The organism is Burkholderia sp. AU44665 (genome assembly GCF_030504405.1).
GTDB classification, from domain to species: Bacteria; Pseudomonadota; Gammaproteobacteria; order Burkholderiales; family Burkholderiaceae; genus Burkholderia; species Burkholderia semiarida.
On sequence record NZ_JAUJRI010000001.1, the window covers coordinates 369949 to 384095 of the forward strand.

14 protein-coding genes are annotated in these 14147 nt (G+C 68.3%); 10 read left to right on the plus strand and 4 right to left on the minus strand.

All coding sequences use genetic code 11. The features are described 5' to 3' along the window. Nucleotides 1-4 precede the first annotated feature (4 nt). The 6 genes from QZM15_RS01665 (at nt 5) to QZM15_RS01690 (ending at nt 7369) form a co-directional block, all read left to right on the plus strand. On the plus strand, nt 5-1909 hold the full coding sequence (locus QZM15_RS01665) for a dipeptide ABC transporter ATP-binding protein (protein WP_302105648.1): 1905 nt from the start codon (nt 5-7) through the stop codon (nt 1907-1909). A 102-nt stretch (nt 1910-2011) separates the two neighbouring features. Next, complete coding sequence (gsiB, locus tag QZM15_RS01670; protein WP_060311085.1) at nt 2012-3574, plus strand: glutathione ABC transporter substrate-binding protein GsiB; 1563 nt, start codon at nt 2012-2014, stop codon at nt 3572-3574. A 67-nt stretch (nt 3575-3641) separates the two neighbouring features. Further along, complete coding sequence (gene gsiC / locus QZM15_RS01675) at nt 3642-4562, plus strand: glutathione ABC transporter permease GsiC (RefSeq protein WP_059582267.1); 921 nt, start codon at nt 3642-3644, stop codon at nt 4560-4562. A 7-nt stretch (nt 4563-4569) separates the two neighbouring features. Beyond that, nucleotides 4570-5463 (plus strand): glutathione ABC transporter permease GsiD, encoded by an 894-nt coding sequence (gsiD, locus tag QZM15_RS01680; protein WP_099317354.1) that lies wholly within the window; start codon nt 4570-4572, stop codon nt 5461-5463. After that, entirely contained in the window at nt 5463-6545 is a 1083-nt protein-coding gene (locus QZM15_RS01685; protein WP_302105649.1) for a P1 family peptidase, read from the plus strand. The genes gsiD and QZM15_RS01685 overlap by 1 nt, the downstream gene beginning before the upstream one ends. Continuing rightward, the gene (locus tag QZM15_RS01690; protein ID WP_060311083.1) at nt 6542-7369 is read left to right on the plus strand and encodes a M55 family metallopeptidase; all 828 of its coding nucleotides are present in this window, start codon (nt 6542-6544) and stop codon (nt 7367-7369) included. The genes QZM15_RS01685 and QZM15_RS01690 overlap by 4 nt, the downstream gene beginning before the upstream one ends. 35 nt (nt 7370-7404) lie before the next feature. On the opposite strand, the gene QZM15_RS01695 is transcribed toward QZM15_RS01690, so the two are convergent. Then, on the minus strand, nt 7405-8184 hold the full coding sequence (locus tag QZM15_RS01695; protein ID WP_099317357.1) for an alpha/beta fold hydrolase: 780 nt from the start codon (nt 8182-8184) through the stop codon (nt 7405-7407). 142 nt (nt 8185-8326) lie between these two features. Here QZM15_RS01695 and QZM15_RS01700 point away from each other — a divergent pair, with 142 nt between their 5' ends. Next, a complete protein-coding gene (locus tag QZM15_RS01700; RefSeq protein WP_302105650.1) occupies nt 8327-9106 on the plus strand; it encodes a helix-turn-helix domain-containing protein in 780 nt (259 codons plus the stop codon). Between the two features lie 435 nt (nt 9107-9541). Here QZM15_RS01700 and pcaG read toward each other — a convergent pair whose 3' ends face one another. From pcaG to QZM15_RS01715, 3 genes are all read right to left on the minus strand, one after another. Next, the gene (gene pcaG, locus QZM15_RS01705) at nt 9542-10135 is read right to left on the minus strand and encodes a protocatechuate 3,4-dioxygenase subunit alpha (RefSeq protein ID WP_302105651.1); all 594 of its coding nucleotides are present in this window, start codon (nt 10133-10135) and stop codon (nt 9542-9544) included. A gap of 3 nt (nt 10136-10138) precedes the next feature. Further along, nucleotides 10139-10846 carry a protocatechuate 3,4-dioxygenase subunit beta gene (pcaH, locus tag QZM15_RS01710; protein ID WP_060311079.1) on the minus strand — a complete coding sequence of 236 codons (708 nt, stop codon included), beginning with the start codon at nt 10844-10846 and terminating at the stop codon, nt 10139-10141. A 278-nt stretch (nt 10847-11124) separates the two neighbouring features. Beyond that, nucleotides 11125-11709 (minus strand): YiiX/YebB-like N1pC/P60 family cysteine hydrolase, encoded by a 585-nt coding sequence (locus tag QZM15_RS01715; RefSeq protein ID WP_302105652.1) that lies wholly within the window; start codon nt 11707-11709, stop codon nt 11125-11127. A gap of 120 nt (nt 11710-11829) precedes the next feature. On the opposite strand from QZM15_RS01715, the gene QZM15_RS01720 reads away from it, so the two are divergent. The 3 genes from QZM15_RS01720 to QZM15_RS01730 all read left to right on the plus strand — a co-directional run bounded on the left by QZM15_RS01720 (nt 11830) and on the right by QZM15_RS01730 (nt 14117). Next, on the plus strand, nt 11830-12567 hold the full coding sequence (locus QZM15_RS01720; RefSeq protein ID WP_059582244.1) for a helix-turn-helix domain-containing protein: 738 nt from the start codon (nt 11830-11832) through the stop codon (nt 12565-12567). Nucleotides 12568-12643: 76 nt separating this feature from the next. Then, nucleotides 12644-13630 (plus strand): pca operon transcription factor PcaQ, encoded by a 987-nt coding sequence (gene pcaQ / locus QZM15_RS01725; RefSeq protein ID WP_302105653.1) that lies wholly within the window; start codon nt 12644-12646, stop codon nt 13628-13630. A 127-nt stretch (nt 13631-13757) separates the two neighbouring features. Next, a complete protein-coding gene (locus QZM15_RS01730; RefSeq protein WP_059639909.1) occupies nt 13758-14117 on the plus strand; it encodes a type II toxin-antitoxin system RelE/ParE family toxin in 360 nt (119 codons plus the stop codon). Nucleotides 14118-14147 lie beyond the last annotated feature (30 nt).

Below are 14147 nucleotides of genomic sequence, written 5' to 3' on the forward strand. Positions count from 1 at the left end.
CGCGATGACTTCGAGCCGTAACCCGTCGGCCCTGGCGCTGCCCGAGCAGCGCGTGGTGGCCGTCGACGACCTGTCGGTCACGTTCCGCCGCGAAAGCGCGACGTTCGACGCGGTGCGCAACGTGTCGTTTCACGTCGATCGCGGCGAGACGCTCGCGATCGTCGGCGAATCGGGCTCCGGCAAGTCGGTCACGTCGCTCGCGCTGATGCGGCTCGTCGAGCACGGCGGCGGCGAGATCACGAGCGGACGGATCGCGTTCCGGCGCCGTGGCGGCGCACTGGTCGATCTCGCGCTGGCGAGCGCCGCGACGATGCGCGGCATCCGCGGCGCGGACATCGCGATGATCTTCCAGGAGCCGATGACGTCGCTGAACCCGGTGTTTACGGTCGGCGACCAGATCAGCGAGGCGATCGCGCTGCACCAGTCGAAGAGCGCGGCCGAAGCCCGCGCGGAAGCGCTGCGGCTGCTCGATCTCGTGCGCATCCCGGAAGCGCGCCGCGTGTTCGCGCGCTATCCGCACCAACTGTCGGGCGGGATGCGGCAGCGCGTGATGATCGCGATGGCGCTGTCGTGCCGCCCCGCGCTGCTGATCGCCGACGAGCCGACGACCGCGCTCGACGTGACGATCCAGGCGCAGATCCTGCAACTGATCCGCGGGCTGCAGGACGAAATGAACATGGGCGTGATCTTCATCACGCACGACATGGGCGTGGTGGCCGAAGTGGCCGACCGCGTGCTCGTGATGTATCGCGGCGAGAAGGTCGAGGAGGGCGAGTCGGACCGCATCTTCGCGACGCCCGCGCATCGCTACACGCGGGCGCTGCTCGCGGCCGTGCCGCGGCTCGGCTCGATGCAGGGCACCGACGCGCCGGAGAAATTCCCGCTGCTGAAGGTGGACGGCACGAGCGCGACGGCCGCGGCGCCGACCACGGCGTCCGCCGCGAACGACGCGCAGCCGCTCGTCGATCACGCCGCGCCGCCGATCCTGCGCGTGCGCGATCTCGTCACGCGCTTTCCGGTGAAGAGCGGCGTGTTCGGCCGCGTGTCGCAGTACGTGCATGCGGTGGAGCGCGTGAGCTTCGAGCTGCGCGCGGGCGAGACGCTCGCGCTCGTCGGCGAATCGGGCTGCGGCAAGTCGACCACCGGCCGCTCGCTGTTGCGCCTCGTCGAATCGCAGAGCGGCTCGATCGAATTCGACGGTCGCGACATCAGCGCAATGAAGGGGCATGACCTGCAGGCGCTGCGGCGGAACATCCAGTTCATCTTCCAGGACCCGTTCGCGTCGCTGAACCCGCGCCTGACCGTCGGCTTCTCGATCATGGAGCCGCTGCTCGTGCACGGCGTCGCGAGCGGCCGTGAAGCGCAGGCGCGCGTCGACTGGCTGCTCGACAAGGTCGGCCTGCCGCCGGAAGCCGCGCGCCGCTATCCGCACGAATTCTCGGGCGGCCAGCGCCAGCGGATCGCGATCGCGCGCGCGCTCGCGCTGAACCCGAAGGTCGTGATCGCCGACGAGTCGGTGTCCGCGCTCGACGTGTCGGTGCAGGCGCAGATCGTCAACCTGATGCTCGACCTGCAGCGCGAACTCGGCGTCGCGTACCTGTTCATCTCGCACGACATGGCGGTGGTCGAGCGCATCAGCCATCGCGTCGCGGTGATGTATCTCGGCCAGATCGTCGAGATCGGCCCGCGCCGCGCGGTGTTCGAGGCGCCGCAGCATCCGTACACGAAGAAGCTGATGAGCGCGGTGCCGGTGGCCGACCCCGCGCGCCGGCATGCGCCGCGCCAGCTCGCGGCCGACGAGATTCCGAGCCCGATCCGCGCGGTCGGCGACGAGCCGCTCGTCGCGCCGCTCGTCGCGGTCGGCCCCGATCATTACGTCGCGACGCATCGCGTCGGCGGCGCGTATTGAGTAGTGGAGTCGTGCGTTGCGATGACGGCGCACGAACCGGCAGGCAGTCGAAACCGAAACGCCCGTGAGGCGTCACCGATTCACCGATAGGAGCCCAGCAAAATGAACAAGCAGCATCCGTTTCCGATGTTTCGTCCGCGCGCATGCTTCGTCGCGCTCGCCGGCGCGTTCGCGCTGTCGGCCGCGCTGCCCGCGTTCGCGCAGCAGACCGCGGTGATGGCGGTGGATTCGACCTTCACGACGATGGACCCGTACGATGCGAACGACACGGTGTCGCAGGCCGTCGTCAAGTCGTTCTACCAGGGGCTGTTCGGCTTCGACAAGGACATGAAGCTCGTCAACGTGCTCGCGACCGGCTACGAAGCCAGCCCGGACGCGAAGACGTACACGATCAAGCTGCGCTCGGGCGTGAAGTTCCACGACGGCACCGATTTCAACGCGGCGGCCGTGAAGGCGAACTTCGACCGCGTGACCGATCCCGCGAACCACCTGAAGCGCTACAACATGTTCCGCGTGATCGAGAAGACCGAGGCCGTCGATCCGACCACGGTGAAGGTCACGCTGCGCGAGCCGTTCTCGGCGTTCATCAACACGCTCGCGCACCCGTCGGCCGTGATGATTTCGCCGGCCGCGCTGAAGAAGTGGGGCCGCGACATCGCGCTGCATCCGGTCGGCACCGGCCCGTTCGAGTTCGTCGAGTGGAAGCAGACCGACGACCTGAAGGTGAAGAAGTTCGCCGGCTACTGGAAGAAGGGCTACCCGAAGATCGACGCGATCGACTGGAAGCCGGTGGTCGACAACAACACGCGCGCGGCGCTGATGAAGACGGGCGAAGCCGATTTCGCGTTCCGCATTCCGTTCGAGCAGGCGGCCGACCTGAAGAGCAACCCGAAGGTCGACGTCGTCGAGCGGCCGTCGATCGTGCAGCGCTACGTGTCGCTGAACATGCTGCAAAAGCCGTTCGACAACCCGAAGGTGCGCCAGGCGCTGAACTACGCGGTGAACAAGGAAGCGCTCGCGAAGGTCGCATTCTCCGGTTTCGCGACGCCGTCGACCGGCGTGGTGCCGCAGGGCGTCGATTACGCGACGAAGCTCGGGCCCTGGCCGTACGACCCGGCGAAGGCGCGGGCGCTGCTGAAGGAAGCCGGCTACCCGAACGGCTTCGAGACGACGCTGTGGTCCGCGTATAACAACTCGACGTCGCAGAAGGCGATCCAGTTCGTGCAGCAGCAGCTCGCGCAGGTCGGCGTGAAGGTGCAGGTGCAGGCGCTGGAAGCCGGCGAACGCGTCGCGAAGGTCGAGAGCGCGCCGGATCCGGCGAAGGCGCCGGTGCGGATGTACTACATCGGCTGGTCGTCGTCGACGGGCGAGGCGAACTGGGCGATCACGCCGCTGCTGGCCGGCGCGTCGGCGCCGCCGAAGCTCGTCAACACCGCGTACTACAAGAACGACGCGGTCGACGGCGATCTGACGAAGGCGCTCGAGACGGTCGACCGCACGAAGAAGGCCGAGCTGTACGCCGATGCGCAGAAGCAGATCTGGGCCGATGCGCCGTGGATCTTCCTCGTGCAGGAGAAGATCGTGTATGCGCGCAGCAAGCGGCTGCAGGGCGCGTACGTGATGCCGGACGGTTCGTTCAACTTCGACGAGATCTCGGTGAAATGACGGCGGCTTGCCCGCCACGCAGTGCCGGCGGCGCGAGCCGCCGGTGCGCTGATTCGATCGGTGTCCCATGCTGAATTTTCTCGTCAAACGCCTGTTCGGCCTGCTGCCCACGCTCGCGATCGTCGCGGTGCTGGTGTTCCTGTTCGTGCACCTGCTGCCGGGCGACCCGGCGCGGCTCGCGGCCGGCCCCGAAGCCGACGAGGCGACGGTCGCGCTCGTGCGCGCCGATCTCGGGCTCGACCGGCCGCTGCCCGCGCAATTCGCGCGCTTCTTCGCGAAGATCGCGCACGGCGATTTCGGTGTGTCGACGCGCAGCAAGCGGCCGGTGTCGACCGAGATCGGCGAGCGTTTCATGCCGACGCTGCTGCTGACGCTCGTCAGCATGGTGTGGTCCACGCTGTTCGGCATGGCGATCGGCATTGCGTCGGCGGTCTGGCGCAATCGCTGGCCCGACCGACTCGGGATGACGCTCGCGGTGTCGGGCATCTCGTTTCCCGCGTTCGCGCTCGGCATGCTGCTGATGGAGATCTTCTCGGTGAAGCTCGGCTGGCTGCCGGTCGTGCCGGACGGCACGTGGAAGAGCTACGTGCTGCCGTCGCTGACGCTCGGCGCCGCGGTCGCGGCGGTGATGGCGCGCTTCACGCGCGCGTCGTTCGTCGAGGTGCTGAACGAGGACTTCGTGCGCACCGCGCGCGCGAAGGGCGTGCACGAGCCGATGGTCGTGCTCAAGCACTGCCTGCGCAACGCGATGATCCCGGTCGTCACGATGATGGGGCTGCAGTTCGGCTTCCTGCTCGGCGGCTCGATCGTCGTCGAGGCCGTGTTCAACTGGCCGGGGCTCGGGCGCCTGCTCGTCGACGCGGTGACGATGCGCGACTACCCGGTGATCCAGGCGATCGTCCTGCTGTTCTCGCTGGAATTCATCCTGATCAACCTGACCGTCGACGTGCTGTACGCGGTCATCAACCCGACCATCCGGTTCAAGTGAGGCGCGCATGAACGCGACTGTCCAGCCCGCGGCGCCGGCCGCACCGACCGCGATCCGCACGCCGTGGCGCGAATTCTGGCGCAAGTTCCGCAAGCAGACCATCGCGCTCGTCGCGGGCGGCTTCGTGCTGGCGCTCGTCGTGCTCGCGTTCGTCGGCCCGCACATCGTGCCGTTCGATCCGGAAAACTATTTCGACTACGACGCGCTGAACGCGGGGCCGTCGGCCGTGCACTGGTTCGGCGTCGACTCGCTCGGCCGCGACATCTTCAGCCGGATCGTCGCGGGCACGCGCATCTCGCTCGCGGCCGGCTTCTTCTCGGTGGCGCTCGGCGCGGTGATCGGCACGTTCTTCGGGCTGCTTGCCGGCTATTACGAAGGCTGGTGGGACCGCATCACGATGCGCGTGGCCGACGTGCTGTTCGCGTTCCCGGGCATCCTGCTCGCGATCGGCGTGGTCGCGATCCTCGGCAACGGGATGGTCAACGTGATCTGCGCGGTCGCGATCTTCAGCATCCCGGCGTTCGCGCGGCTCGTGCGCGGCAACACGCTGATGCTCAAGCACATGACCTACGTCGAGGCCGCGCGCAGCATCGGCGCGTCGGACTGGACGATCATCATGCGGCACATCCTGCCGGGCACCGTGTCCTCGGTCGTCGTCTACTTCACGATGCGCATCGGCACGTCGATCATCACGGCCGCGAGCCTGTCGTTCCTCGGGCTCGGCGCGCAGCCGCCGACGCCGGAGTGGGGCGCGATGCTCAACGAGGCGCGCGCGGACATGGTGACGGCGCCGCACATCGCGGTGTTCCCGAGCCTCGCGATTTTCCTCACCGTGCTCGCGTTCAACCTGCTCGGCGACGGGCTGCGCGACGCGCTCGACCCGAAGCTGGAGCGCCGTTGATGCGGGCTGCATCGATGTGGGCGGCGACGCTGCCGGCCGGGCCGCGCGGCACGATCGCCGACGTGCCGGGCGTGACCGTCGGCCATTGCACGCTCGATGCCGGCAGCGTGCAGACGGGCGTGACCGTCGTAAAGCCGCATCCGGGTGACGTGTACCGCGCCAAGGCGCCGGCCGGGGCGGCCGTGATCAACGGCTTCGGCAAGAGCGTGGGGCTCGTGCAGGTCGACGAACTCGGCACGCTCGATACGCCGATCGCGCTGACCAATACGTTCGGCGTCGGCGCGGTCGCCCATGCGCAGATTCGCGCGGCGATCGCGGCGAATCCGCGGATCGGCCGCGACTGGCCGACCGTCAATCCGCTCGTGTTCGAGTGCAACGACGGTTACCTGAACGACATCCAGGCCTTCGCGGTCACCGCCGCGCATTACGACGACGCGTGCCGCGCGGCATCGCGGGACGTCGCACGCGGCGCGGTGGGCGCCGGGCGCGGGATGTCGTGCTTCGACCTGAAAGGCGGGATCGGTTCCGCGTCGCGCGTGGCCGTCGCGGCCGGCCGGCCGTATACGGTCGGCGCGCTCGTGCTCGCGAATTTCGGCCGGCTGTCGATGCTGACACTCGGCGGTGTGCCGCTCGGGCGCATCGTCGCACAACGGCGCGCGGCCGAAGCCGCGCACACTGCGCCGCCCGAGCAGGGCTCGATCATCCTGCTGCTGGCCACCGATGCGCCGCTCGACGCGCGGCAACTGTCGCGGCTCGCGCGCCGCGCGGGGGCCGGACTGGCCCGTACGGGCTCCGTCTACGGGCATGGCAGCGGCGACATCGGGCTTGCCTTCTCGACCGCGTACACGATTGCGCATGACGCGTCGACGATCGCGCTCCCGGCCCTCGTCGCCGATGCGGCGCTCGATCCGCTGTTCATGGCCGCGGCCGAAAGCGTCGAGCACGCGATCGCCGACGCGTTGCTGCAGGCGGTGACGGTCGCCGGACGCGACGGCCACGTGCGGCAATCGCTGCGCGACGCCGTGCCCGATCTCGACCGCTTGTTCAACGAAGATAACGCAGGGCATCCGACCCAGTCATGAAGATCCTGATCTCGACCGACATCGAGGGTGTCGCCGGCGTATTCGCCGCCGAGCAGACGCGTGCCGGCAATCCGGAATACGAACGCGCGCGCCGCTGGATGACCGCCGAGGCGAACGCGGCGATCGAAGGCGCGTTCGCCGGCGGCGCGCAGGCCGTCTGGGTCAACGACTCGCACGGCGGCTTTCGCAACCTGCTGCCCGACGGGCTCGATGCGCGGGCGCGTGTCGTGCTCGGCAAGCCGCGTACGCTCGGCATGATGACGGGCCTCGAACAGCAGCCCGATCTCGTATTCATGATCGGCTATCACGCGAAATCGCAGACGCGCGGCGTGCTCGCGCACACGATCAACAGCTTTGCATTCACGCAGGTGTGGCTGAACGGCGTCGAGCTCGGCGAAGCCGGGCTGTACGGCGCGCTGGCGCGCGAATACGGTGCACACGTCGCGCTCGCGACCGGCGACGACGTATTCGCCGACGAAACGCAGCCGCTGTTTCCGGACGCGCGTTTCGAGACGGTCAAGACGGCCGGCGGCGCATCGAGCGGCGAGACGCTCACGCCGTCCGCGTCGTGCGCGCGCATCGCGGCCGCGGCGCGCGAAACGGTCGCGCGGGCGCTGTCGGCCGGCGTGCGCGCCGGCGCGCATCGGCCCGCGCCGGCCGCGTGCACGCTGCGCGTGCAGACGGCCGCGCTCGCCGACCTGTTCTGCGTGCTGCCGTCGCTCGAACGCGTCGATGCGGTGACGCTGCGCTTCGACGGGCCATCGGTCGAGCACACGGTGCGCACGCTGAACAGCCTGTCGGCGATGTCGTTCATGCTGCGCTGATGCGTGCCGCGACGATGCCGCCGGCGCGCGGCCGGTCAGCCGATCGCGACGGGGCGGGCCGTTGCGGCGAGCAGGAATGCTTCCATCGCCGCGACCAGTGCGAGCGGGGTTTCGTTCATCGGATAGTGGCCCGCGTTGCGCAGCACGTCGACGCTGGCGAGCGGATAGCGTCGCAGATAGGTGCGGGCCATCAGCGCCGCGTCGAACGCCGGATCGTGCTCGCCGATCAGTACCTTGACCGGATGGATGCCCGTGATGTCTCCGCTGAAATCCGTATCGGCCCACGCGCGGAAGTACGCGCCGAATGCCCGCGCCGACGAACAGGCGGCCGAATACGCGGCTTTCCACTCGATCCAGGCGGCGGGCAGCCGGTTGCCGGTGCTGCGGTCGATGATGGTGCGGCGATCGGCGAGGTGGTCGGCAGCGCGCTCGAATAGCGCGCGTCGCGCGGCGTCGAACGGCAGACCGCCGCACGGGACGGGCGCGATCGGCACCAGCGCGCGCACGCGGTCGGGCGCGAGGGCGGCGATCTTCTCGATCGCCATGCCGCCCATCGAATGGCCGACCAGACTGAAGGTCGGGAAGCTGAGCGCGTCGGCGAGCGCGAGCGTGTCGGCGGCGATCTCGTCGATCGTGTAGTTGCCGCGGGCGTCGCGCATGCGGCCGTAGCCTCGGTAGTCCATGAAGACATAGCTGAAGTGCTCGCGCGACAGCCACGCCTCGAGAGGTTCGAACGCGCGGGCGTCGCCGAACCAGCCGTGCAGCACGAGAACAGGGTGGGGGCCGTCCCCCACGCGATGAAACGTATTCGGCATGTCCGCTCCGATGAGGTTGCCCGCCGGCCGATCCGGCCGGCGGGTGTTGCGGCCGAGAGGTCGCGCAACGGTGGAGCGGATCGTAGATCGTTCGAAGGCGACCCGCCTTCGATATCGGGTCATTGATGATGGAATTCGGGCCGTGAGAAATACGCTGCTGGATCCTTACGAACACATTCCCCGGAGCGTGGTCGTGACCGCCAACGACTTTGCGGCGGGCATGACGTTTCCGGAGCACGCGCACGTGCGCGGGCAATTCGCGTTCGCGTCGCGCGGCACGATCAGCGTGTCGACGCCGCACGGCCGATGGCTGGTGCCGCCGCAGCGCGCGTGCTGGGTGCCGGCCGGCGTGCGGCACGAAATGACGATGACCGGGCCGGTCACGATGCTGAACGCATTCGTGACCGTCGACGCCGCGCAGGCGGCCGGGCTGCCCACCCAGTGCGGCGTGTATGGCGTGTCGCCGCTGCTGCGGCAACTGATCGACGATGCGATCGATTTGCCGGCCATGTACGACGTCGACGGTCGCGCGGGCAAGCTGATGGATCTGCTGGTTGCGGAAATCGCGACGATGCCGCGCCTGTCGCTGCATGCGCCGCTGCCGGCCGACGCGCGGCTGGCGAAGGTGTGCCGGCACCTGTTCGCGGCGCCGTCGATCGCGGCTGATCTCGACCGCGTCGCGGCCGACGCGGGCTTGAGCCGGCGCACGTTCACGCGGCAGTTCCGTGCGCAGACGGGTGTGAGTTTCGCCGCGTGGCGCCAGCAGGTGTGCATGCTCGCGGCGATTGCCCGCCTGACCGACGGGCAGCCGGTGACGCGCGTCGCGCTCGATCTCGGCTATGCGAGCGCGAGCGCGTTCACGTCGGCGTTTCGCCGCATTCTGGGCGACACGCCGAGCCGTTATCTGGAGATTCGTCGCTAGGATTCGGCACAGGCCACGCGCTTGCGTGGGCCGCCGCGCCAAAAAAATACGCGTCCGCCAACTTCGGCCAGACGCGTTCAAAGGCACTCTGTCTGAAAAAATGCGCGGGCCGCCTGCCGGGCAGCGTCGCGCATCATCCCTGTCATTGTTTCTTCGTACGATTCAATTCTGTCGGCTCGTTGCAGATAACGAAGCATACGCCGCATAACGCGCAAACGATATCGTGTCGCCCACATGATTGATGTGCTGTCGCAGCATGCGTTTCGATCGCATGTTCGATCTCGGCACGGGAAGCCAATGACGCCAGGCGTCCGCAGCCACCGTGCATCACGACGCGGCGCATCATCGAAGGCGGCCCAAAACGCCGTGTGGCGCGATGCCGGTCGGTATCGCGCCACACGGCGGTGCGGTGGCAGGCGAAGCCTGCCGCATGCGTCAAACGTCGAAGAATACGGTTTCTTCCGGCCCCTGCATGCGGATGTCGAAGCGGTAGACGACCGGGCGGCCCGGCTGCGCGTCGCGTTTCGCGACGAGCGTCGCGCGGCGCTCCGCCGGCACCGCGTTCAGCACGGGGTCGACCGCGTTCGCGGCGGCTTCGTCGTCGAAGTACACGCGGGTGAACGCATGCGTGAGGATGCCGCGCATCATCACCGTCACGTTGATGTGCGGCGCCTCGTCTGCGGCGAGGCGGCCCGGCTTGACCGTCTCGACGGCGAAGCGCTGCTGCGGATCGGTGCCCGTGCCGACCCGCGCGAAGCCCGTGAAGCCGGATTTCGCGACGTCGTCGCGCGACGCGGGGTAGCGGCCGGCGGCGTCCACCTGCGTGAATTCGAGCACCGCGTCGCCCACGACGTTGCCGTCGCCGTCGAATACCTGCCCGACCAGCAGCACATGCTCGCCTTCGGCGTGCGCGGCGGCGATCGTCGGCGTGAACAGGCTTTTCAGGTCGTAGCCGTATTGCTGCGGGCACAGGCCGTACGCGAAGTACGGGCCGACCGTCTGCGAAGGGGTTTGCTTCAGCGTCGTCATGGTTCAGCGCTCCATCGGGGTGGCGTCGCGGCCGCGCAGCACGATGTCGAATTCGTAGCCGAGCGCATAGCCTTCTTCTGTGATGTCCATCGAGAAGCGCGAGATCAGGCGCTCGCGCGCTTCTTCGGGCGTACCCTGGAAGATCGGGTCGTACGCGAGCAGCGGATCGCCGGGGAAGTACATCTGCGTGACGAGACGCGAGCCGAAGTAATCGCCGAACAGCGAGAAGTGGATGTGATTCGGGCGCCACGCGTTCGGATGGTTGCCCCACGGATACGCGCCGGGCTTGATCGTCAGGAAGCGGTAGCGGCCTTCGTCGTCGGTCAGGCAGCGGCCGGCGCCGAGGAAGTTCGGATCGAGCGGCGCGTCGTGCTGGTCGACCTTGTGCACGTAGCGGCCGGCCGCGTTGGCTTGCCACACCTCGACGAGCGTGTTGCGCACGGGCTTGCCGCCTTCGTCGAGCACGCGGCCGGTGACGACCATCCGCTCGCCCAGCGGCTCGCCGTTCTTCACGGCGTTCTTCGTCAGGTCGTGGTCGAGCGCGCCGAGATCTTCCGCGCCGTAGACGGGCGCGTACTGGTCGCGCAACTTCTCCTTCAGCGGAATCAGCGGGCGGGTCGGGCCGCGCTTCACGGACGAACGGTACTCGGGGTGAACATAGGCCGGATGCGACGGCCAGTCGCGCGGCGTGAGGATCGTGGGGGAATCCATCGGGCGTCTCCTGTCAGGTTTTTTCGCGAAGTGGATGGCACGACTTTAGCCAAACCGGAAAGTTATGCAAAATGACCTTTTTTCGCGAATCGCATAACGGTTCGTTATGTACTTCCCCGCAATGAAAATTCCGCCGGACAGAAAGCCTGTCCGGCGGAAAAAAGCGATCGGGCTTCGCGTCGTCGGCGACGACCCCGTGCACGGCCCTCCAGCCAGCCCGTCACTGTTTTTTGTCGTTCGTTCTCGTTGTTATCCGGTCTCCCCGAGCGTGCCCGTCGTCATGGACGGCCGGGATCGAGCACGATCCCGTCGAATTCGAGCGCCAGCGCGCCGCTGCGCAGCAGGGCCGCGGGTGTCGCCGCGTGCCCGCCGCCGAGCACCTCGGTCACGTACCGCGTGCAGAAGCCACGCCGCGCCCGCGGGTTGAAGCGACTGCCGAGCAGCGCATCGATCCGCTGTTCGGCCAGCGCATGCGCGTGGCGCTGCGCGTCGGCCGACGCCGCCGCGACGCGGCGCGCCAGTGCGATGCGTCCGCCGTCGGTACGGGCGACGAAGCGCGACAGCGGCGTGAGCTTCGTCCACGCGAACGCCGCCGGCTCGGCGATCACCGGTTCGGCGCCCGACGTATCGACGACGATGCCGAAGCGATTGGCCCAAGTGCCCGATGTTTCGACCGAGCCGTTCGCACCGGCGGCGGCGTCCGGCGCACCGGCCGGCACGCGGATGAACACCAGATCGCCGACATGCGCGCCGGCGGCCAGCGTGCGCACGGTGGCGAGCGGCATCGCGCGATCGGTGCCGCGCGCATCGCGCAGTGCGGTGTGGTGCGGTTCGTAGGCCGCGGTGTCGATTCGGGTGGTCATTTCGGCTCCGTCGTTGCGTGACAGGACGGAGCGGATTATGCGGACAAGTAACCAAAAGTGCTGATGTGGATGCGAGAGTGGCCTAATATTCGACCTCGAGCATCATTTTTCGATACCGCCATGACCGAGACCGCCCAACTCATCGAAACGCTGAAGCGCCAGTTGAAGGCGCAGGGCATGACTTACCGGGACGTCGCGCGTGCGCTCGACGTCTCCGAGACGAGCGTGAAGCGGCTGTTCGCGAGCGGCCGCTTCACGCTGGAGCGCGTCGTGGAGATCGCGCAATTGCTCGGCTATACGCTCGCCGAGCTCGTGCAGGAGGCGTCGGCGTCCGCGCCGCGCCTGCGCGTGCTGACCGAGCAGCAGGAGGCGTTGCTGGTGTCGGACGAGAAGCTGCTGCTCGTCGCCGTTTGCGCGATCAACTACTGGACCGTGCAGGACATCGTGTCGGCCTACCGCCTCACGCAGGCCGAGTGCGTGAAATACCTGCTGATGCTCGACCGGATGAACGTGATCGCGCTGCTGCCCGGCGACCGGATTCGCGTGCGCGTCGCGCGCGATTTCGACTGGCTGCCGGGCGGGCCGATTCGCCGCTACTTCCATGCGCACGTGCTCGACGATTTTCTGGGCAGCCGCTTCGACGGCCCGGGCGAGACGATGACGTTCCTGCAAGGGATGCTGACGGATGCTGCCGCCGCGGAGCTCGAACAGGAACTGCGGCGGCTCGCCAGCAAGGCGGCGGCGCTGCACGCGGAGTCGTCGTCCGCGCCGCTCGGGCAGAAGCACGGCACGGCGCTGCTGATCGCGAAACGGATCTGGGAGCCGACCGGATTCCACGCGCTGCGGCGTCATGCCTGACGTCGCCGGAAAGCTTGGGCCTTTCCGGGAAGTTATGCAAAATGGCGATTCATCGTCATTCGCATAACCATCCGTTATGGGTAACCGTATCGCCGACGGCCGCGTCAAGTTCCGTCACCTGCAGTGTTTTCTCGCGGTCGCGCAGCTCGGCGGCGTGCAGAAGGCGGCCGAAAGCCTGTCGATCACGCAACCGGCCGTGTCGAAGACGATCGCCGAACTGGAGACGATTCTCGGCGTGAAGCTGTTCGAGCGCGGCCGGCACGGCGCGCAGCCGACCCGCGAAGCGCAACTGTTCATGCCGCACGCGAACGCGTGCGTGCTGGCGCTGCGGCAGGGCGTCGGGCTGCTGGCGCGCAAGGGCGGGGCCGCCGCCGCGACGCTGGAAATCGGCATGCTGCCGACCGTCGCGGCGTCGCTCGCGCCGGCCTTGATGAAGGCGCTGACCGCACGCTGGCCGCGCATCGTCGTGCGGATCGCGACGGCCGCGAACGCCGACTTGCTCGAGCGCCTGAAATCCGGCGCGATCGAATGCGCGATCGGGCGGCTGTCGGAGCCCGAACGGATGATCGGGCTCGCGTTCGAGCAGTTGTACAACGAGCCGCTTGCCGCGGTCGTGCGCGCCGGGCATCCGCTGCTCGCGAGCGCGGCGCCGGCCACCGAGCTCGCACGCTATCCGGTCGTGCTGCCGCCGTTCGGCACGTTGATCCGCCAGTCCGCCGAGCAACTGCTCGGCGCATGCGGCGCGCCGCCGCTCGATTCCTTCATCGAGGTGCTGTCGGTATCGGTCGCGCGCGCGCTGGCGCTCGAGAACGACGCGGTCTGGTTCGTGCCGCTCTATGCGGCGGAATACGATCTGTCGGCCGGCGCGCTGGCGCGCCTGCCGCTACCGTCGGCGGGCACCGACGAGCCGGTCGGGCTCGTGCTGCGCACCGATGCGCAGCCGTCGCCCGTCGCGCGGACGCTGATCGACGCGGTGCGCGACATCGCACGGTCGCGGTTCGGCGATGCGCGAGCGCCTCGGGCGCCACGCGCGGCGCGCAAGCCCGTTCGCGGCAAGCGTTGATCCATCGGGCCTGGCGACGCGCCAGACCCGATCTCCGTTCTTGCCGCGGGATCGGCCATCCGGTCAGTAGCCGTCATCGGGGTGCTTGGCATATCGTACCGTTTTTGATACGATGGACGACAAGACGATGGCGAGACAGCAGATTCAGGTCACGCTCGGCGTGCGGTTCTTCCGGACAGCCCGCGGCAACGAGCCGGTGCGCGAATGGCTCAACGCGCTCGGGCGACTGGAGCGAAGGGCGATCGGCGAAGAGATCAAGACCGTTCAACTCGGCTGGCCGCTCGGCATGCCGCTGGTCCGGAAGATGGCGAAGGATCTATGGGAGATCCGCGTGACGGTACCGGGGCGAAGCGCACGTGTGCTGTTCACGGTCGTCGGCGACACGATGGTGCTGCTGCACGGCTTCTTCAAGCAGTCGCGGGCCACGCCGTCGGACGATCTCGACGTCACCGTCGCGCGCCTGAAAACGCTGACGCGCGCCATCTGAATTCCCCGGTTGTGCCGGACGCACCGTCTC